Here is an 18251-nt window from a genome sequence, read left to right on the forward strand (position 1 = left end):
CCCGGGCGCGTCAACCCATCTCACCGACCCCGGGCGACATCGGCTCCACACAAAGGCAGGCTTGCATTCTCCATGGCAAAGCCAAGGGTGGCCGCTGGCTTCGGCCACCTGAAACTCATGAAATTCTCTGAACTCTCGGTCGGCCAGAAAGCCAGCAACACCATTCTCATCACTCCGGAAATGATCAACGGCTTCGCCGACGTCACCGGAGACCAGAATCCCCTGCATACGGACCCAGCCTATGCAGAGCCGAGGTTTGGCGGTGTCATCGCCCACGGGGTGCTGTTGGTCGGCTTCTTTTCCGCCCTTCTTGCCACCGAGCTTCCCGGACCGGGAGCTGTCGCACGCTCCCTGAACGCCCGATTCAAGTCCCCCGCCCGCCCCGGAGATGAGGTCAAGGTCGAGGTGGAGATCGTCAAGCTGGTGCCGAGGATCCGCAAAGCCGCACTGGAAGGCCGGGCCACCATCGGAGACCGCGTGGTGCTTCTGATCTCGGCCGAGTGCCTGCTGGAAGAGTAGGGTCAGGGACCCAATGCTCTCTGCGGACCTCAGTTCCGAGTCGGCAACTTCGTCTTTGGAAAGCACCGGATGATTCCAGGATCTTCCGGTATTTCATCCGCTAGGCTCTCGGAATCCCCCCACCCTCTCCGACGCACCTCTGGGCCCATATAAAAGATGCCGCTCCGAAGAGCGGCATGCAAGGGGCGGTCAACGACCGCCATGGAGCGACAGCCGGGCTCAGTTGAAGTTCCACATCTTGCCTTGCTCGTGATCCGCAAAGACCTTGCTGCTCTTCATGTAGGAATCCGGTGGATTCGGAAGCGGTCCGTCGTCGAGACGGGGAAGAGTGGCTCCGATGGTGCTGTCCCAAGGTTGCGAAGAAGCCACCACCACTGGCGTGCCGACCCGCACCATGTCGAAGACCTTCCGCGCGGAGTTCAGCGGCATGCGCACACAACCGTGAGTGGACGGGTAGGGCTTCACGAAACCCCAGTGCATGCCATACGCAGGCCTGTAGAAGGACATCCAGTAGGTCATCGGGTAGCCGGCTCCCGGATTGCTCTGACGGCGGCGATGGCGGGTCTTGGAAAGGATCCGGTGAGTGCCCTTCGGGGTGGGAGTGGCACTGGTTCCGACGCCTACGGGCGTGGCAAGCAGGACGTTGTTTCCTTCCGTGACGTAGAGTTTACCCGCACCGGTGCTGATGTGCACCTTCACTGCGGAAGGGTTGGTCGGCTTCTTCGCCGGTGGGTCGAATGAGAACGCCGTGCCCGAACGGGAGGTCGTGCTCATGTTCGTGCAGGAGCTCAGGAATAGGGCGGCACCGCCGAGGGCGATGGAAATGAGGAATCGAAGCGGTTTGTTCATGGTCTTACCGGACATGGATGGAGGGTGGGATCGGGAATTCGAAAATGGATGGCGAGGTCGCGGCGATGGCTGCCTCAGCGGACGGCGGCATCCCGCAATTCAAGATAGCTTTGGTATTCCGCAAGGGTGACTTTGCCATCCTTGTTGGCATCCGCTTCGTCGAAGGAGCCGACGAAGGTATTGAATACCAGCGGGCTGGCCTGTGCTTCGGCCAGAGTAACCTTTCCACTCCCGGATTGATTGACCTTGCGGAAATTCTCCGCAGTTCCGCCTGCGGCGACGAACTCGGCCTCGGTGACCACCCCGTCGCTGTTGGAGTCATACATCTCGAAGGCCTCGGCGATGATCAACTTGGTCACCTCGACGCGTTCGACCGACCCATTGCCATCCTTGTCGGCTTGCTTGAATCGTTGCTCAGGGGAAGAGGTTGAGTTGGTGGCGCAGCTGGCCAGAAACAGGAGCGGAAGAAGCGGCATGATCAATTTCATTGGCGGAAAAATGGCGCAGATCCCGCGATCCGTCGATGTGGAAATTGGGCTAGTTTCGCCACCCGAACGGGACGTGCCTGAGAACCCAAAACCCGACATCGGCATGGCCGGCGAATCGTTCGAACCAGCCCGGGCAGGATTCCCGGAGCCGTCGGCTTCATCGCGAGCCAGCTCCATCTTCTCCCATTGCAAATTGGCGATTTGCACATACGGGTCCGTGCATTCTGCGCGATCCATGCGGGTTTCCCCGCCCTCGGCGCGACCCCACTTTCCCCACCGGGAATGTGGGGTCGGCCCTATCAGGAAGCGGTCGGGAGGGCGATTGGCGGCCTGCCAGCCACGGACCGCCTCACCCGGCATCCTTCTTGCGAAACGAAGGGGAACCTACTGACATCCCCATGAACAAACTACTTCTCGTCCTCCTCTCCATCCTCCTTCCACCCCTCGCCGTCTACCTCAAGGCCGGTGCCGGCAAACAACTGGTGCTCAACATCGTTCTCGTCTTCCTCTTCTGGGTTCCCGCCGTCATTCACGCGCTCCTGGTCGTTCTGTAAATCACCCCGCGGCCTCGGCCTCAGGACGGACGGTCCATCCGCCTGCCACTCGAACAGAATCTCATCCACAGCTTGAAAGCGAACCGCTCCAGCACGCTGTCCGAGCACGCGGGTCAGGGAAAGCCGGCCCAATTCCGGATCGCAAGCGCGCGCACGGGCGCTTTCGAGTTGATTCCCCTGCCTTTCGTCGATGAATGGCTGATCAACCGACAACGGCGGGTCATGGTGAAGCGCATCCTCGACGAGCGCGGGATCCGTTTTGACCGAGGCGTTCCAAGGATGCTCGCAGGCGGAGGACGCGGACTTTTCTCCCGCATTGGCGGGGCCATCCGCGGGCTCGTCTTCAAGCCCTTGCGCAAGATCTTCCGCAGCGTCTTCTTCTGGCTGACGGCCAGGAACGCCGCGCGGACGGCCTTGGTCACCTACTTCCTCGCCCGATTCGTCCACCATCCGGGCATCGCACCGGACGCCGGCCCCCTCACCCGCCAACGAGCGGAGGAATTGGCGCGGGTTTTCCGCGAAGTTGCCAAGGGGCTCGACCTGAAAGCGGCAAGCGACGCCTACCGGCGACTGCTTCGCTTCTTCAAGGGCAACGATCGGATTGCTCCCGACCGCCTGTCCCGGGCGATCGAGGAGGAGGCGCCCGGATTCATGGCGGAATTCGATACCCGCATCGCGGAACGACTTTCGACCCTCAACGCCCTGACCTCAGCCGCGAACTGATGTCCACCCTCTCCCACTCGGTCTGGCGCGAATCCACCCGCTGGATGGTCCGCCTCGGTCGCAACGAGCGGCCGCTTCTGCTCATGATTCTGGCGCTCTCGCTCGCCGCGTGGGGGTTCGTCGCGCTTGCGGATCAGGTCATGGAAGGTGAAACCCAATCAATGGACACCCATCTGCTACTCGCCATGCGGGCCGCAGACAACCCAAGCCAACCTTGGGGTCCGGAATGGGTCCATGAAATGACCCGGGACATCACCGGCCTTGGCGGCACTGCCATCCTCACCAGCCTATCGCTCGCTGCCGTCGGCTACCTCGCACTGATCCGAAAGTTCCACCTCATGACCTTCCTCATCGTCGCCATTGGTGGCGGAATCGTGGTCAGCACCCTGCTCAAACTCGGCTTCGACCGGCCCCGCCCCGATCTCGTCCCCCACGGCTCCCATGTTTACACGAAAAGCTTCCCCAGCGGTCACTCGATGATGGCAGCCGTGACCTATCTCACGCTCGGAGCCCTCCTTGCGCGCATTCAGCGGCGCCGCTCGCACCGCGCCTACATCCTGATCATTGCCACCGTCGCCACGCTGGCGGTAGGTGTCAGCCGGGTCCATCTCGGCGTCCACTGGCCGACCGATGTCCTCGCCGGCTGGGCCGTCGGCTCGGCATGGGCCGCAGCCTGCTGGACAGTCGCCAATCTGATGCAGCGACGTGGTGAAATCGAAGGAACTCCATCGTCGTGAATCCGGGCCGGAGAACTTCATCAGATCCCGTTAGATCGCGTGCCTGCCAGAGAACGAGCTGTCCCTCTCGTCATCCCCGGTGAGTCGAAGTTCCTTGCTTTCACCGCCGCTTGCTCTTCGTTTGCTTTTCATCATGAGACTCCTTTCCATCCTCGCCCTCCTTTCGCTCACCGCCGCTGCGAATGACTGGCCTCGCTTCCTGGGTCCGACGCGCGACGGCGTTTCCACCGAAACCAACCTGCTGCGGGCTTTCCCTGACGATGGCCCGCCAGTCGTGTGGGAAAAGGAACTCGAAGTCGGGTTCGGCGGTTGCGCGGTGGTGGGCGACGAAGTGTATGTCGTCGACCGGGTGCGCGATGAATCCGACCTGCTGCTGTGCCTCGATGCCGCAACGGGTAAAGAGAAGTGGCGCTTCGAACATGAGGCGGAAGGCGAACCTCCCTTCCCGGGCTCACGCAGCGTTCCCACCGTCGAAGATGACGCCGTGTATTTCATCAATGCCTTCGGCTCCGTCTTCCGTATCGATCGTGAATCCCACAAGGCGACTTGGAGCGTGAAGCTCGACGAACGCTACGACGGTGCCACACCGAAGTGGGGATGGGCCCAGCCGGCGCTCGTCGAGGGCGACGTGCTCATCGTCCCACCATTCGGAGAAAAGATCGGCATCGTCGGGCTCGACAAGAAGACCGGTGAGGAGATCTGGAAGAGTGGCCCCATCGGCGACTCCCACTCCTCGCCCACCGTGATGGAGTTCGGCGGCGAAAAACACGTCGTCATCGTTTCCGTCACCGACAAGGACGGCAAGGAAGGCCTGGTCACCAGCTATCGCCCGACGGATGGCGAGATCCTCTGGCAGACCGACCTCTACTTCAACCGCATCCCCATCCCCGTCGTGACCAAGGTCGACGATAAACGGATCTTCGCCACCGGGGGATACGACTGCGGTTCCATGATGCTGGGGATCGAGAAGACCGACAAAGGTTACGAGCTCAGCAAACTCTGGTCCGCGAAAAAGGGGTCTCAGGTGCATCCAACCATCCTCGCGGATGACCACCTCTACTTCCTCGCCAACGAGAACTCGAACTACAAGGTGAAGTCCAAGCGCGCGACCGGCGGGCTCACCTGTTGGACGCTCGACGGTAAGGAACTGTGGAACACCGGCAACGAGCCCTTCATGGGCCGGGGAGGGATGATCCATGCCGACGGGATGTTGATCATTCAGGATGGTGAAAACGGCGTGCTGCGACTCGTCGACCCGTCGCCCGAAGGATTCCGACTTCTCGCGGAAGCCAATGTCTTCGGCTCGGATCTCAACAAGCGCTTCGACCTCAAATACTGGACCCCACCGGCCCTGAGCAACGGCCGCCTTTACCTGCGCGGGCAGGAAAAACTCATCTGCGTCGACCTGCGCGCGAAGTAGGTCTCAGACGGCAAAGGTGGCGCACGGAGGAAAGAGAAACCCCAATCTTCGGTTCTCTCAGACTCCCGCTTTCGCCACCGCCGCCTTCATTTTCGCCAGACCCGTTCTGGCCACCTCGATCGCCGGCTTCTGCCAGTAGGAACGGTTGAAGAGCTCGAGGTTGAGAACCGGGTTGGCTCCGACCCGGCGGAAGCCCTGCAGGATCTCGTCCAGCGGAGCGATGCCATCACCCGGATAGACCCGGTGCTCGTCGCGGATCGTCTCGCGGGGCGGGTCCGCCGGATAGTCATTCATGTGGAAGGTCTGCAGGGCCTGCGGCCCCAGTTGAAGCAGCGCTTCGAAAGCCGAGCCACCCTTGTAGGTGTGATAGACATCTCCCAAGAAGCACGCCTTCGGGTGCCCCGATTCCATGGCGATGAACACCGCAGTGCTCACCCGGCCGATGCTCTTGTTTCCTCCCCACATCTCGATCTGCGGGACCACGCCCATCTCGTCGCCGAGCTCAAGAAGCTGCCGGTAGCGCTCGGCAATCCGCATCGGGTCGATGCCTCGATCCCGCGGCGCCCCCGCAGGTGCCGCCGCAATCCGGGTTCCTCCAAGCTGGGCGATCACATCCATGTCCCGCTTCGCTTCCTCGAAACCCTCGGCACGCTTCGCCTCATCGTCCACGATCCACGGCGCGAAACCGATCGCACTTTCCACCGTCAGGCCGCCGTCCTCGATGCGCTTCCGCAGATCCGCGAGCTTGCCGCCACGCTCCACATGCTCCCGGAGCTTTCCCAGCCACGGCTCGATCGCATCATATCCCGCTTCGATCGCCACATCGATCTCCCCGGCGGCATCCAACCCTTGCCCGCGGATCGTGCTCATGTTCAGCCCGTAGCGAAATCGGGCAGGACTCGCCTTTGCAGCCTCGACGGCCACCGCGGGACTGGCCGCAGCTCCAGCAGCAAGAGTGCCGCAAGCCATGAAACCGCGACGTGAACAGGTTGGGACCTTCATCACCACGAAGGCTCGTCAGCATGAACTCACCTGACAACGTCTTTCGCCATCAAAAGGAATCACGACGGCAAGTGGCACCGCCGATCGGAGAATACACACAGCATTGAATCTTCGCGTTCCCCCCGAACCAAGTGTAGGAATCGCCATGGTCAACATCCCCGTCGACGACAGCGTCGAATCAATCGAACAGCCCGTCGATGAGCGCCCATGGGAAATCCTCGCGGAGAAACTCGAAGCCGAGGACCACGCCGGGGCCGCCGCCCTTCTCTCCGACCTGAGTGTCGAGGACCAACGCCTGGCGATGGCCCACCTCGCCGAAGGCTCCCAGGTCATCCTCACTTCCTCGCTTCCCCCTCAGGAAGCCGCCGAGATGCTCGAGATCCTGCCCGAAGCCCAGGCCGTCAGCATCCTCAACCAGCTGCCATCCGAGGCCGCCGCCGACATCGTCGAGATGCTCCCCGGCTCGATCGGGTCCGACCTCCTGCGCGAGATGGACGAGGAGGACTCCGATGCCGTCCTCGCCGAACTGGATGACCCGGACGAAGCCGAGAAACTCCGCACCCGGGTCGAGTATGAGTGGGACACTGCCGGGGGCCTGATGCGCACCCGGCTGGCTTCATTTTCTGAAACCGCGACGGTCGGTGACGTCCTCGCCGACCTCGGGGAGAACGCCGAGTCCTACGCCGACATGGATGTCCAGTATGTCTACGTGACAGGCGAGGGTGAGAAACTCCGCGGCGTCCTGCGCCTGCGCGACCTCGTGCTGACACCGAGGAAAACCCCGGTCTCCAAGGTCATGATCTCCGACCCGGTCTGCGTCAAGGCATCCGACAATTTCTCCAGCCTGCGCACCCTCTTCGATGAGAAGAACTACATCGGCCTTCCGGTCGTCGAAGAGGACGGATCACTGATCGGAGTGATCACCCGGCAGGCCGTTCGCGAAGCAACCTCGGAGCACCAGACGGAGGATTTCCTCCACACCCAGGGCATCCTCGGTGGTGAGGAACTGCGCTCCATGCCGATGGTAGCGCGCTGCGGCCGCCGCCTCGCCTGGCTCGGCCCGAACATCATTCTCAACCTCGTGGCGGCCAGCGTGATCGCGATGTACGAAGACACGCTCCAAGCCGTCATCGCACTCGCCGTCTTCCTGCCCATCGTTTCCGACATGAGTGGATGCTCCGGCAACCAGGCCGTCGCGGTGTCGATCCGCGAACTCACACTCGGCCTGATCCGCCCGACCGAATTCCTGCGCATCGTCTGGAAGGAGGGAATCCTCGGCATCGTGAACGGATTCGTCCTCGGCCTCCTGCTCGGAACGATCGCCGCCGTCTGGAAAGGAAACATCTATCTCGGACTGGTGGTCGGCGGCGCGCTGTTCCTGAACACCATCCTGTCGGTCCTCCTCGGTGGCATGGTGCCGCTCTTCCTGAAGCGGCTGAAAGTGGATCCCGCACTTGCTTCGGGACCCATCCTCACGACCTGCACGGACATGTGTGGTTTCTTCCTCGTCCTCAATCTCGCCTCCGCCGTGCTGTCGAAGCTCGGGTAACGCATCGGCGCCCCGCCCATGAGCGGAGCGGACCGCTCCAGCCAGAATAGGATTGAACGGAGCTCCGAGTCGGCTATGTCTCGGAGTGATATCTGGCTCATTCCATGGGAGCCGCTATCTAACAGAAGCGAGAAACAAACCCACACCTGCATGAAAACCTTCCAAGTCCTTTCCACCGGGAAGCCCATCTTCTTCTTTGAGGTCGAACCCGAATATGCCGACGATGACGTGAGTCCGCGGAACAAGGAGCTCGCCGAGAATCTGGCGAACGCACTGGGCGTGAAGGAACATGGCCCGGCCTTCCATCCCCAGCTGATTTCCCGGCTGCCACTCGTCGTGGAAGACCGCGCACCCGATCACGCCCAGCCCGGCCTGAAGGCCTGGGTCTCGCCAAAGCTCAACCGCTAGACCAGGACCGGGGAACCGGGCCCGGCAGCGGACGAACCAAGGCAACGCGATCTGCCGCCTCTTCCCGATGGAAGCGGTGACGGGTCTTGCGCGCCCATGCAAGATGGGGCGGCCCCAGGCCGTATGCCACCCGCTCTCGCGGACATCCGGCCGCATGCTCGCTATGCCGATCTTGAAACGCCCCGTCTCTCTGATGCTCGCCCTGCTGTCAGCCTCATCGCTGCGTGCCGACAAAGAGCAGGACCACCCGACAGATGAATCGCCCAAGCTGCCGGCGAAGGAGGTGAAGGAGCCCGAGGCCTTCTTCAACTGCAAGGCGTGCCACCTGCCGAACGACGTCCAGGTCGGACCTTCACTCGTCGAGATCCGCACTGCCTATCCCGCGGAGAAACTGGATGAGTTCGTCGAGTGGTGCATCAACCCGGGAAAGAAGCGTCCCGAGATGCCGCAAATGCCATCCATGGCTCACATTCCGAAACCCGAGCTGGCCGAGATCCATGCCCACATCCTGAAAGTCACGAAAGGACTGAAGCCGCCGCGGAAGCGGCCCAGGGAGGATCCTTTCAAAGCCACGAAGCGGCCCCGCATTGTTAGAACCTTCGTCCCCGACGCCAGCCCGGCCGCCATCGTGGTGTGCCTCGACACCGAGGAGAAACACAACCTCGTCTGGGACACCGTCGGCTGCCGTGTTGCCTACGTCACCCTTGGCGAGATCGACAACTGGCCCTACCTGCGGAGCAATGGCAACTCGCTTGCCAAGGTCGGCAAGACGATCTTCACCAACGACTCCCCGACCAAGGTGGAAAGGGTCTATCGCGGCTATCGCATTGATGGGAACGGACTGCCGGTCTTCCTCTACTCCGATGGAGATCAGGAATTCCGTGATGCCATCATTCTCTCATCCGACCGCCTTCAGGTGGGCACTCAATCCATCCCACTGAAATAGGAGCCTCCGATGAAATCCATCCTGACTTCCATCGCCCTCCTCGCGAGCTCGCCATCGGCCTTTGCCGGTTTCGACTGGCAGGACCATTACACGGTCGAACCCATTCCGCTGCCGCAGGGAGTCGACCCACAAGTCGGCGGCATGACCCTGACGCATGACGGAAAGCTGGCCGTCTGCCTTCATCGCGGTGAAGTCCTCATTTACGACGAAGACAGCCAGCACTGGTCCGAGTTTGCCAATGGACTGCACGAGCCACTCGGCATCCACGCCGAAAAGGATGGAAGCATCCTCGTCGTCCAGCGGGCGGAGCTGACCCGGCTCGTCGATGAGGATGGGGATGGCAAGGCGGACCTCCACCAAGTCGTCTGCAACGACTGGGGCGTCTCGGGAAACTACCACGAGTTTGCCTTTGGTTTGGCCAAGGACTCCAAAGGAAACTACTACATCAGCCTCGGCACCGCCTCCAACGGCTCCGGAGTCCGCTCCATCATCCGCGGTGAATGGAACAACACCGGCGGCCTCACTCAGGACAAGTTCCTCTACGGCGGAAGCCACGGAAGCTGGACGGAGAAGAAACAAGCCGTGCCGCGGATGTATGCCCGCGTGCCCTACCGGGGATGCATCCTTCAGATCTCGCCCGACTCGAGGAAGGCCAAGGTGTATGCCACCGGCCTCAGAACCCCCAATGGCCTGTTCATGGACGAGAACGACCAACTATGGGTATCGGACAACCAGGGGGATTGGCTCGGGGCCTCGAAACTTCACAAGATTGAAGAAGGCGCCTTCTACGGTCACGCGGCCTCCCTCCTTTGGAGCCGGAATCCTCCGGATGTCACGCCCGCCGATCTGCCGCCTGCATCGCTGGATGCCATGCGCCGCAAGGCCGCCGCTCTGCTACCCCAGGGTGAGTGCGGAAACTCGATTACCGAAATGCGCGTCCTTCGCCCATCTTTCGCCCCCATCGAGAACCCCGGCGCCCTGATCATCGGGGAGATGAACCAACCAAGGATGCCGGTCTACCTTCCCGATACCGTCAACGGTCAGCCACAGGGAGCCATCATGCACTTCCTCGACACCCCGGCAATCGGTGGCGGCATCAACCGCATGGTCTGGTCGCCGGATGGAAAAAGCCTTTACGTCGGGAAAACCCACCTCAGCTGGCCCGGCAAGGAGGGCATCAACCGGATCCGCTACAACGGCCACCCCTTCCTCCAGGTCCAGCAGTTCAGGCTCACTGCCAGTGGATTCGAGATCCAAACCAATGGCGAACTCACCGACGTCCTCAAGCCGGACGACTACCGCATCGAATCCTTCAGCCTGCAGTACGGCCCGAGATACGGGTCACCGAAAGTCGACCGCTCGTCTGAAACCGTCGCCAAGGTCGAGAAGCAAGGCAACTCCCTCATCATCCATCTCAAGGACAAGCCGAGAGCGAACCGGGTCTATGGCATCGAACTCCCCGAACAGCTTTCCAACGAAAAGCTGGGCCCACTTTCAGCCACCCGATACTGGTACACCGCCCATCAGGTGCACTGACGCCGGGCTCCCCCAGCGGCTCATCAACTTCCCCCCGCCCATCGATGGAATCCGCAGCTGATTTTTGAATGGCGCCTCCACCGGGTCCCGCCGAATGTGCCTCAGCAAGGTGGCCAGCGCCTCCACGAATTCTTTGACCGATCCAATGAGTGAACCACCCCCGCTGCCCGCCGACCGCACCCGGTCACGGACCGTGAACCTGATCACGTCCATCCTTTTCCTGTTGTTGGCCACCTGGACCTTGGTGGCCGACCTGCGCTTCCCGGTCGACATGCTGCTGCAGAGCTCGGCAAGCAGCGTCCTCCTCGCCCTGTTCGTGAGTGTCTGGCTGTTTGCGGCCGTCATCACCTCGGCGTTTCCGAAGCGCATCGTCATCGCCGCTTCCATCCTCGTCACCCTGCGGGTCGGATTCGGCTGGCCCCTGAACCATCTCATCGGGAATACCCCGGCGGCCCAGATCATCAGCTCACTCATCTTCGTGCTCGCAGCCGGCTACCTCTTCGGCTCGCTGAAGAGTTGGCCGGGCATCGCCGCGCGACCATGGTTCCAGCTCAAGCACTTCTTCATCATGCTGGCCTTCTGGCTGATCTTCGGCGTGGTCTCGTTGGTCCCCGTGGGCCTCGGGGTGCTCCAGGGCTTGGACAACTTCGCCGGGACCTACGTCGACCTATCAATCAAGGGAGTCAGCCTGAAGGAACGCATCTTCGAGAAAGGAGACTCAAGGGTGCGTCTCACCGGCATGGTCCATATCGCGGATCCATCGTTCTACCAGACGCTCGCCTACCGGCAGTCACCCCCACCTTCCGAGCGCCACCTGGTCCTGACGGAAGGAGTCTCGGATCGCGACGAGATCCTCCCCGAGTCATTCCGAACCGGGCAGACTTATGCCAAGCTCGCCGCCAAGCTTGGCCTCGAGCCCCAAGGAAGCCCACGCGAATCCAGCGAAGCAGCCGCCCCGATCGTTCCTCCAGGCATGACCTATCTGAATGCCGATAGCGACATCTCGGACCTGCCCCAGAAACATCAGGACCTCCTCGTCAAACTCCTCACCTTCATCGATGAAGCCGAACTCTTCGAGATGTTCACCATGCCCGATGGGGTCACCGCCCTCGACGTGCACGACCTGTTCATGGTCGGTCTCCTGAAAAGCCGGAACGATCACCTGATGGCGGTCATGGATCAGGAAATGCCGGGCTACGACGAAGTCCACATCCCATGGGGCGCCGCCCACCTTCCCGACATCGAGGAACGCCTCCTGCAGCGCGGCTACACCATGGTCGAGGAAACCGACCAGCCCGCCATCGACTTCCTGAAAGGATTCAACTGAGCGACCCCGATCGGACACCCGCAGGTCCCGCATCATTCACCCGCTCCCCCACCGCACTATCTGCCGCCGGCAAGCATCGGTCCGGAGCGCGGAACCTCGACCTTCTGGCCGATCCGAAGCTTGCGCGGGTCGATCGACGGATTGGCGGCCATCAGCTCGTCCAGCGACACCCCGTAGCGCAGCGAAATCCGATACAGGTTCTCACCCCCGCTCACCGTGTGGCTCTGGTTGGACTTCGGCGTGGCTTCCACCATCACCGCCGGCGCTTCCTCGTCTTTCATCACCTCATCCGGAAGTTTCAGACGCTGACCCGGAAGGATGATGAACGGCTCGGAAAGGCCATTCAGCTCAGCCAATTGCCGGAAGTCGGCCCGCCGCTCCTTCGCGATCTTGGAGAGCGTTTCGCCCGCGGCCACGACATGATGCCGCTGGCTTGGGGACTCCGCGACCACCTCACCCGCCGGACGGCCCGACACCTTCGTCCCGTAAAGTGGATCCACACTGTCGTAGCGCGCCTCGGTGAGCATGTAGCGCAGCCTCGAGTTCTCCACTTCCAGTTGCTTGATCTGCCGCTCCTGCTCCTCCACTTGCCGACGAAGCTCAGACACGGACTCGGGGCCCGCCAAGGCCACCGCAGTCAGGGCAATCCAACACAGAGGAATCCATTTCATAGCGCACTTGCTGTGACGCCACCTACACCGAATCTATTCGCTCAGAAATCGAAATCTCACCCTGACCGTGAACCGAAACGCTCGAACCATGTCCCCTTGCGGATTCTTCATCGCCCATTAGATTCCACATTCATCATATGAAAACTGGATTCCCACGCCTCGTCCTGATCTCCGCTGGAATGGCCACCGCACTCTCCACGGCTGCCCCCGGCGAACCCGCATGGACCGGCTGGCTCGGGCCCGACCGGGATGCACGCGCGCAGGAATCCAAGCTCCCACCCACCTGGCCCGACACACTCCAGCAGGTCTGGCGCGTCGAGGTCGGCGAAGGATACTCCACGCCACTCGTGATCGGCGACCGCATCTTCCAGCACGCCAGAATCGACGACAAAGAAGTCATGCTCTGCCTCGAGCGCGCCACCGGGAAATCCATTTGGCAGCAATCCGTCCCGATCTCATTCAAAGCCGGCCGCGGCGGCGAACGCCACGGACTGGGACCCAAGTCCACCCCCACCTACGCCGACGGACGCGTCTTCTCCCTCAGCATCACCGGTCTGCTCGCAGCGTGGTCGGCGGATGACGGCGAGCTGCTCTGGAAACGCGACTTCCGCGAGCGCTTCGAGGTCGCCCACCCATACTGGGGCACCGCCACCTCCCCCATCGTCGACGACGGTCGACTCTACGTCCACACCGGCAGCTGTGAAGATGGCGCCCTCTTCTGCATCGACACCCGCACGGGGAAAGACATCTGGGTCCGCGACGAAGAAGCCAACTGCTACTCGTCACCCCGCATCGAGACCATCGATGGCGTTCGACAGTTGGTGGAACTCAACCACTCCGGCCTCTACGGAATCTCCCTCGAGGATGGCGGGCTGCTGTGGAAGCACTCATTCCCCCACCGCGGAAACAATCAGAACACTCCCACACCCGCGCGCCATGAGGACACCTTCATCGTCGGAGCCGAGAACCGCGGCATGTTCGCCGTGAAGGTCCAACGCACGGGCGCTGAATGGCAGGTCAAGGAGACCTGGAAACACCGCGAGGCATCCCTCGACATGAGCAGTCCCATCGTCCAGGACGGCCGCGTCTACGGCTTCTCCCATTTCAAGACCGGGCAGTTCTTCTGCCTCGATGCCGAAAGCGGAGAAGTCATCTGGAAAGGCGATCCGAGGATGGGGGAAAACGCCCAGTTCCTCTCCCTGCCCGGACACATCCTCGCCCTCACCGACGACGGTCAGTGCCGCATCCTCAAGTCCACCGGAGACCAGTACGACGTCGTCAAAACCTATCAGGTCGCCGAAGACCGGACCTGGACCGCTCCCGCCCTCCTCGGAGATGTGATCCTGATCAAGGACCTCAAGCACCTGACCGCATGGCGCTTCCCGTGAAGCCGGCGCTCACTCGACCACCTGGCATTTCGCCACCACCTCATTCCACGTGAAGTCCTCCCGGAGCATCCGGGAAAGCCATGGATCCACGGCAGGGAGACGCCCCGCAGACGCAAATCGCTCCGGCCGCGTGATCCGAGTGAACAGCACGCGCCGACAGTCCGCACGGGGCACCGACTTCGTCCCGTAGCCCCCCGGTTGATTGCTCGACCAGAAACGCACCCGGTCGGGGTCGTGCCCGAGATAGACCACCAGATGCCCCCGTTCCCGACCACCAATCTCGTCGGTCCACCAGATCTTGAGGAAATCCCCCGGCTTCGCTTCCTCCCATGAAGTGAAATTCCTCCCCGCCTTCAGATCCGCGACCAACTTCGCGGCACCCGGCCCATTCGAGTTCCATCGGCCAAAGACACCATGCCCATCCTGATGGTCCGTCACAGGCAGCAGCGCCCTGGACCCGGAACCAAGCGCATCAAGAAGCAGCAGATACGTCGCACCGGAACAAAAACTCGGCTTCGCCCGCCCCGCGTTCACCTCGATCTTGTCATCCACCAGCCGACAAGCACCCGGCAGCAGGTTCTTCGTCGCATCACTCCCGTCGTAGCCGCCACCTGTCGGCATCCGCTGAATCGAGGCCAGAACACGACCGTTGAAATCCGCACCCCCTTCGCCAGCCACACTCGCACAGGCCGCGACCAGGAACCCAACAAACGCGATGCATGAAAGCCTCATCCACATTCCCGAACCCAAGCGCAGAACCCCACAAGTTGCCAGTCCTCATCCCCCGACCGCAATGAAAACTGCACCTGCCCCAACAAACCGCCTCCCCCTTTCCACTCACAAACCACCCAACCTCAGAGCAAGCGTGGACCACACGACTCCATCCATGAATCGAACCCACCAACCCACTCCGATCCAAGGGGTCAGGGATTGAGGGGTCAGGGGCCAAGCGATGCCAGAGAATAGGGAGCCAAACCCGGAACGCGTGACGCCATCGCGCATCCCCGGAGCAAGCGGAGGCTCCTCCCACTTTCTACCTTCTACTTTTTACTTTCCACTCAAAACCAACAGAGCATGCGGAGCTCTCATTTCCCGCCCCTTTCGCGGTTCTCCAACTCTTCAGCCCAAAGGCCCGCCCTCTCCTTCCCACTGATCACTCCCTGCTTCGCACAAACCGCACCCCCCACCTCGCCACGCCGGATTGTGCAGACTGCAACAAGCGTCTCGGATTTTGCAAGGAACCCGCCGTCCCCACCGCCCGTCGAAAATCCATCAGACACCCCGGAAACCCTGCATATCAAGCGTTTGACGAAGATTCACCCCACATTCCCGGCGCAGGCATGGTCACTGCGATAAGGATACCTGCCGGCATCCACCGCTTGGACCGGCAACACACCAAAACACAACCATGAAACACATGACCAAAAACGACATCATCGCCACCGCCGCCGCACTCGCCATTCTTCCACTGAGTGCCGTCAATGCCACGCCCAAACCGGGAAACTCCGGTGAAGAGCTCGTCAACCAGGAGCCCGTCACCGACCCCGTCAACCTTTCCGAGGTTGCTGAAGATGCCGTCGACACCGTCAAAGGAGTCGCTGAAGATACTACGAACGCCGTAAAGGATGCCGCCGGCAAGGTGATCTTCATTCAACAGGATTACTCTGACGAGAAGCTCGTCGACGTGATCGATGACATCGAGTCCCTGGAGACCCTCTCCGATCTGATTGACGATGCCGATCTTGAAGAGCAGCTGAACCAGCCGGGCCCCTACACCATCTTCGCACCCACCAACAAGGCCTTCGAGAAGCTCGGTGAAGAGAAGCTCGAGATGCTTCAGGACGAAGACAATCATGCCACGCTCCGTAGCTGCCTGCTTGGCCACGTGGTCGATGGCAAAGCGATGGCCGCCGATGTCAGCACCGGCACCCTCAACACGTCAGCCAGCACCAAAATCGACGTCAAGGTTACCGACGCCGCCGTGATGGTCGACGATGCCAAGGTGATCATCACCGACATCGTGACTTCGAATGGCGTGATCCACATGATCGATACCGTTCTCACCGACAAATAAGGTGAGCTCCGCCTCGAGTGATCCCTGAATCCGTCAGGAACTCAGGCAATGACCCGCGCCCCATTCGGGCGCGGGTTTTCCCTGTCGCACCATGCGACTGGGATCCATTGAAAGCATCGAACACTCCAACCACAAACACCATGTACGAACCCACATTCTCCATTCAACGAAGCCCCGAACGCGGGGGCGACTCCCTGCAAGGGGGAGGCAAGCCCTCAGAAATCAAGCTTGGCGAACGCGATGAGATTGCCGAGATGACCGGTCACGCCATCGGCGGCCACGGCAACACTCCCGGCGTCGGAGATCTCGGCAAGCCAGGCAGCGACCCCGCCCCCGAAACCTCCGCGAGCGAATCCGACGACCCAACCGCGCCCCGGATCGCACCCGATTCGCCACCGGCACAATGGAGCGACCCAGATCACTCCTGATCACCCCTTCCGTGCACCCGCGTCGTCCGTCGATTCCCTACCAAGGGGTCAGGGACTGAGGGTTGCCAGCCAATAGGGAGCGCGGCTTTCCAAGCCGCTGCAGCTCACCCGCCCTCACTCCACCCTTCCCTCACTCCACCCTTCCCTTGGACCACACGAATCCAGTCTTCTCCCCGCCGCCGCTCCAACTCCCTGATATACCGACTCATCTCCTTCAAATCGCTTGCCAGAACGATGAGCTCTCTCTCAAGCTCCAAACAAAGGAGAACCGGATACCCTGTTCGAACCGCCCTTGAAAGAATCCTCGATGCCGAACAACCGGATCGGATGCTACCTTCGGCCCACCGTGAAGTTGAGTCATTGCCCCGTCTCTGAATTTGTCATCACCCTCCATCCACGTCCTTGTTCCTAACGGCGTCGCCAAGGGCATTCGGAAAAACATTGAATCCTCCGCGCCATCCTGAACCTCCTGAGAGACGGAACCGCGCAGCGGTTTGGTTCGCCCTTGGGGCAGTCATTGCGCCGCTCACCACGTATTCGATTCTTTATGGCTCGATCATTGATACGATCGGCGGAAGCACTGCGCATCATCCACCGATGTCCATCTCTTGGTTCGATGCTCTACTCGTTGGTTTGCTGGAGCTGCTGTTCTTTGTGCAGATCCCGATTTGGATCGCCTTGGCTGCGTGGGCATGGCACAAGTGCTCGAAAATGGATAGGTGGCGCCGGACATCCCGAACATGCTTTGTGCTCACCTGTCTGATCTCGACTTTCGGGCCAGCCTACATTTTGCATTTCTACGAACTCATGAAGTGGGTGGAGCGGATGTCGGAGTAGCCTACGGTTTGCGATCGGTTCAAGTCATCGAAAAGTCGGATCAAATGCCGGAACAAGTGGTCAAAGACGTGCCCCCGCAGCGTTCGGCTACCTTCTTGCTGCCAGCTTCGAAAGCTGTTTGGCTATCCCCAGACTCTCCGGTGCAGTTACCGGGAACGCCTCACCATCGACCTCGTGCAAGAAATGGCTGTGCGGAATAAACAACTTCTGTGGAACGCCACAGGCTGCGTCTTGCTCATGGCTGCCTTGGTGCTGGCCATGTCGAGCACACTCTCGGTGGCCAGACCACCCAAAGCTTCCGGAAGCGATGATCAGCAACACTCGGATGCGAAGCTATCAGATCACCGCACGGAAACCGATGCGATCAGGAATGAATCAACACGGCACGCAGCCACTGCGCACGACAGAGAAATCGGAATTGACGCAAGATGGCGAGGCCATGCCCCATCAGGGCGACATGATACGGGCCCGGCTTCCGGCGTCGCGATCATCGAAGAGAAATCAGAATGGCAGAGGCTCTGGTCTGCTCTGAATCGCAGCGGAGATGCCCCTGAGATCGACTTTGACGAGCATTTCATTGTCATTGGGATCCTTGACGACAAGAACCGTTTGGCGCTGGACATGACCCTGGTGAGTGCTCCGGATGGACCCGGCGACCTACAGATTTGGCCCAGCCAAACGATGGTGGGCCACCTCGGTTCCACCGAGCGTTCTTACGAGATCGTATTAATTGCGCGGGAGGGAATCGCGACGGTCAACGCACAGAGCCTCAAGCTTGGTGTTCGGTGAACCAAT

Annotated in this window: 19 protein-coding genes; 14 read left to right on the forward strand and 5 right to left on the reverse strand. The window is 61.2% G+C overall.

Going from position 1 to position 18251, the window contains the following annotated elements; translation table 11 throughout:
- Window positions 1-117: 117 nt before the first annotated feature.
- Window positions 118-519 (forward strand): MaoC family dehydratase, encoded by a 402-nt coding sequence (locus tag JIN81_RS16910; RefSeq protein WP_200282684.1) that lies wholly within the window; start codon window positions 118-120, stop codon window positions 517-519.
- A 219-nt stretch (window positions 520-738) separates the two neighbouring features.
- On the opposite strand, the gene JIN81_RS16915 is transcribed toward JIN81_RS16910, so the two are convergent.
- Together JIN81_RS16915 and JIN81_RS16920 are read right to left on the reverse strand one after the other, a co-directional pair.
- Window positions 739-1383, reverse strand: coding sequence for a L,D-transpeptidase (locus JIN81_RS16915; RefSeq protein ID WP_200282686.1), 645 nt, complete (start codon window positions 1381-1383; stop codon window positions 739-741).
- Between the two features lie 59 nt (window positions 1384-1442).
- The gene (locus tag JIN81_RS16920) at window positions 1443-1844 is read right to left on the reverse strand and encodes an EF-hand domain-containing protein (RefSeq protein WP_234045168.1); all 402 of its coding nucleotides are present in this window, start codon (window positions 1842-1844) and stop codon (window positions 1443-1445) included.
- 410 nt (window positions 1845-2254) lie between these two features.
- On the opposite strand from JIN81_RS16920, the gene JIN81_RS16925 reads away from it, so the two are divergent.
- The 4 genes from JIN81_RS16925 to JIN81_RS16940 all read left to right on the forward strand — a co-directional run bounded on the left by JIN81_RS16925 (window position 2255) and on the right by JIN81_RS16940 (window position 5290).
- Window positions 2255-2410, forward strand: a complete 156-nt coding sequence (locus JIN81_RS16925) for a YqaE/Pmp3 family membrane protein (RefSeq protein WP_200282692.1) — start codon at window positions 2255-2257, stop codon at window positions 2408-2410.
- 72 nt (window positions 2411-2482) lie between these two features.
- A complete protein-coding gene (locus JIN81_RS16930; RefSeq protein WP_200282696.1) occupies window positions 2483-3133 on the forward strand; it encodes a hypothetical protein in 651 nt (216 codons plus the stop codon).
- Window positions 3133-3870 carry a phosphatase PAP2 family protein gene (locus JIN81_RS16935; RefSeq protein ID WP_200282700.1) on the forward strand — a complete coding sequence of 246 codons (738 nt, stop codon included), beginning with the start codon at window positions 3133-3135 and terminating at the stop codon, window positions 3868-3870. The genes JIN81_RS16930 and JIN81_RS16935 overlap by 1 nt, the downstream gene beginning before the upstream one ends.
- A 133-nt stretch (window positions 3871-4003) precedes the next feature.
- Window positions 4004-5290, forward strand: a complete 1287-nt coding sequence (locus JIN81_RS16940; RefSeq protein WP_200282703.1) for an outer membrane protein assembly factor BamB family protein — start codon at window positions 4004-4006, stop codon at window positions 5288-5290.
- Window positions 5291-5347: 57 nt separating this feature from the next.
- On the opposite strand, the gene JIN81_RS16945 is transcribed toward JIN81_RS16940, so the two are convergent.
- Entirely contained in the window at window positions 5348-6160 is an 813-nt protein-coding gene (locus JIN81_RS16945; protein ID WP_200282706.1) for a sugar phosphate isomerase/epimerase family protein, read from the reverse strand.
- A gap of 277 nt (window positions 6161-6437) precedes the next feature.
- Between JIN81_RS16945 and mgtE the strand changes: the two genes are divergently transcribed.
- The 5 genes from mgtE (at window position 6438) to JIN81_RS16970 (ending at window position 12058) form a co-directional block, all read left to right on the forward strand.
- Window positions 6438-7841, forward strand: a complete 1404-nt coding sequence (mgtE, locus tag JIN81_RS16950; RefSeq protein WP_200282709.1) for a magnesium transporter — start codon at window positions 6438-6440, stop codon at window positions 7839-7841.
- 150 nt (window positions 7842-7991) lie between these two features.
- A complete protein-coding gene (locus JIN81_RS16955) occupies window positions 7992-8249 on the forward strand; it encodes a hypothetical protein (protein WP_200282711.1) in 258 nt (85 codons plus the stop codon).
- Window positions 8250-8421: 172 nt separating this feature from the next.
- Entirely contained in the window at window positions 8422-9195 is a 774-nt protein-coding gene (locus JIN81_RS16960; RefSeq protein WP_200282714.1) for a c-type cytochrome, read from the forward strand.
- A gap of 9 nt (window positions 9196-9204) precedes the next feature.
- Window positions 9205-10731 carry a hypothetical protein gene (locus JIN81_RS16965; protein ID WP_200282716.1) on the forward strand — a complete coding sequence of 509 codons (1527 nt, stop codon included), beginning with the start codon at window positions 9205-9207 and terminating at the stop codon, window positions 10729-10731.
- A gap of 145 nt (window positions 10732-10876) precedes the next feature.
- A complete protein-coding gene (locus JIN81_RS16970) occupies window positions 10877-12058 on the forward strand; it encodes a hypothetical protein (RefSeq protein ID WP_200282718.1) in 1182 nt (393 codons plus the stop codon).
- A gap of 56 nt (window positions 12059-12114) precedes the next feature.
- Here the strand turns inward: JIN81_RS16970 and JIN81_RS16975 are convergent, their stop codons facing one another.
- A complete protein-coding gene (locus JIN81_RS16975) occupies window positions 12115-12729 on the reverse strand; it encodes a LysM peptidoglycan-binding domain-containing protein (protein ID WP_234045170.1) in 615 nt (204 codons plus the stop codon).
- A 137-nt stretch (window positions 12730-12866) separates the two neighbouring features.
- Between JIN81_RS16975 and JIN81_RS16980 the strand changes: the two genes are divergently transcribed.
- The gene (locus JIN81_RS16980; protein ID WP_200282723.1) at window positions 12867-14117 is read left to right on the forward strand and encodes a PQQ-binding-like beta-propeller repeat protein; all 1251 of its coding nucleotides are present in this window, start codon (window positions 12867-12869) and stop codon (window positions 14115-14117) included.
- 9 nt (window positions 14118-14126) lie between these two features.
- Here the strand turns inward: JIN81_RS16980 and JIN81_RS16985 are convergent, their stop codons facing one another.
- Window positions 14127-14849: a hypothetical protein gene (locus JIN81_RS16985; protein WP_200282726.1), complete on the reverse strand. Its 723-nt coding sequence runs from the start codon at window positions 14847-14849 to the stop codon at window positions 14127-14129.
- Window positions 14850-15525: 676 nt separating this feature from the next.
- On the opposite strand from JIN81_RS16985, the gene JIN81_RS16990 reads away from it, so the two are divergent.
- The 3 genes from JIN81_RS16990 (at window position 15526) to JIN81_RS17000 (ending at window position 18245) form a co-directional block, all read left to right on the forward strand.
- On the forward strand, window positions 15526-16191 hold the full coding sequence (locus JIN81_RS16990; RefSeq protein WP_200282729.1) for a fasciclin domain-containing protein: 666 nt from the start codon (window positions 15526-15528) through the stop codon (window positions 16189-16191).
- Window positions 16192-16331: 140 nt separating this feature from the next.
- Window positions 16332-16619, forward strand: coding sequence for a hypothetical protein (locus JIN81_RS16995; protein ID WP_200282732.1), 288 nt, complete (start codon window positions 16332-16334; stop codon window positions 16617-16619).
- A gap of 1074 nt (window positions 16620-17693) precedes the next feature.
- Entirely contained in the window at window positions 17694-18245 is a 552-nt protein-coding gene (locus tag JIN81_RS17000) for a hypothetical protein (protein WP_234045179.1), read from the forward strand.
- Window positions 18246-18251: the final 6 nt, after the last annotated feature.

It is taken from the genome of Haloferula rosea (assembly GCF_016595525.1).
Lineage (GTDB): Bacteria > Verrucomicrobiota > Verrucomicrobiia > Verrucomicrobiales > Akkermansiaceae > Haloferula > Haloferula rosea.

Coding starts and splice junctions, on each gene's coding strand:
- JIN81_RS16910 (WP_200282684.1), top strand. CDS start 118: ATGAAATTCTCTGAACTCTCGGTCGGCCAGAAAGCCAGCAACACCATT.
- JIN81_RS16915 (WP_200282686.1), bottom strand. CDS start 1,383: ATGTCCGGTAAGACCATGAACAAACCGCTTCGATTCCTCATTTCCATC.
- JIN81_RS16920 (WP_234045168.1), bottom strand. CDS start 1,844: ATGCCGCTTCTTCCGCTCCTGTTTCTGGCCAGCTGCGCCACCAACTCA.
- JIN81_RS16925 (WP_200282692.1), top strand. CDS start 2,255: ATGAACAAACTACTTCTCGTCCTCCTCTCCATCCTCCTTCCACCCCTC.
- JIN81_RS16935 (WP_200282700.1), top strand. CDS start 3,133: ATGTCCACCCTCTCCCACTCGGTCTGGCGCGAATCCACCCGCTGGATG.
- JIN81_RS16940 (WP_200282703.1), top strand. CDS start 4,004: ATGAGACTCCTTTCCATCCTCGCCCTCCTTTCGCTCACCGCCGCTGCG.
- JIN81_RS16945 (WP_200282706.1), bottom strand. CDS start 6,160: ATGAGCACGATCCGCGGGCAAGGGTTGGATGCCGCCGGGGAGATCGAT.
- mgtE (WP_200282709.1), top strand. CDS start 6,438: ATGGTCAACATCCCCGTCGACGACAGCGTCGAATCAATCGAACAGCCC.
- JIN81_RS16955 (WP_200282711.1), top strand. CDS start 7,992: ATGAAAACCTTCCAAGTCCTTTCCACCGGGAAGCCCATCTTCTTCTTT.
- JIN81_RS16965 (WP_200282716.1), top strand. CDS start 9,205: ATGAAATCCATCCTGACTTCCATCGCCCTCCTCGCGAGCTCGCCATCG.
- JIN81_RS16970 (WP_200282718.1), top strand. CDS start 10,877: ATGAGTGAACCACCCCCGCTGCCCGCCGACCGCACCCGGTCACGGACC.
- JIN81_RS16975 (WP_234045170.1), bottom strand. CDS start 12,729: ATGAAATGGATTCCTCTGTGTTGGATTGCCCTGACTGCGGTGGCCTTG.
- JIN81_RS16980 (WP_200282723.1), top strand. CDS start 12,867: ATGAAAACTGGATTCCCACGCCTCGTCCTGATCTCCGCTGGAATGGCC.
- JIN81_RS16985 (WP_200282726.1), bottom strand. CDS start 14,849: ATGAGGCTTTCATGCATCGCGTTTGTTGGGTTCCTGGTCGCGGCCTGT.
- JIN81_RS16990 (WP_200282729.1), top strand. CDS start 15,526: ATGAAACACATGACCAAAAACGACATCATCGCCACCGCCGCCGCACTC.
- JIN81_RS16995 (WP_200282732.1), top strand. CDS start 16,332: ATGTACGAACCCACATTCTCCATTCAACGAAGCCCCGAACGCGGGGGC.
- JIN81_RS17000 (WP_234045179.1), top strand. CDS start 17,694: ATGGCTGCCTTGGTGCTGGCCATGTCGAGCACACTCTCGGTGGCCAGA.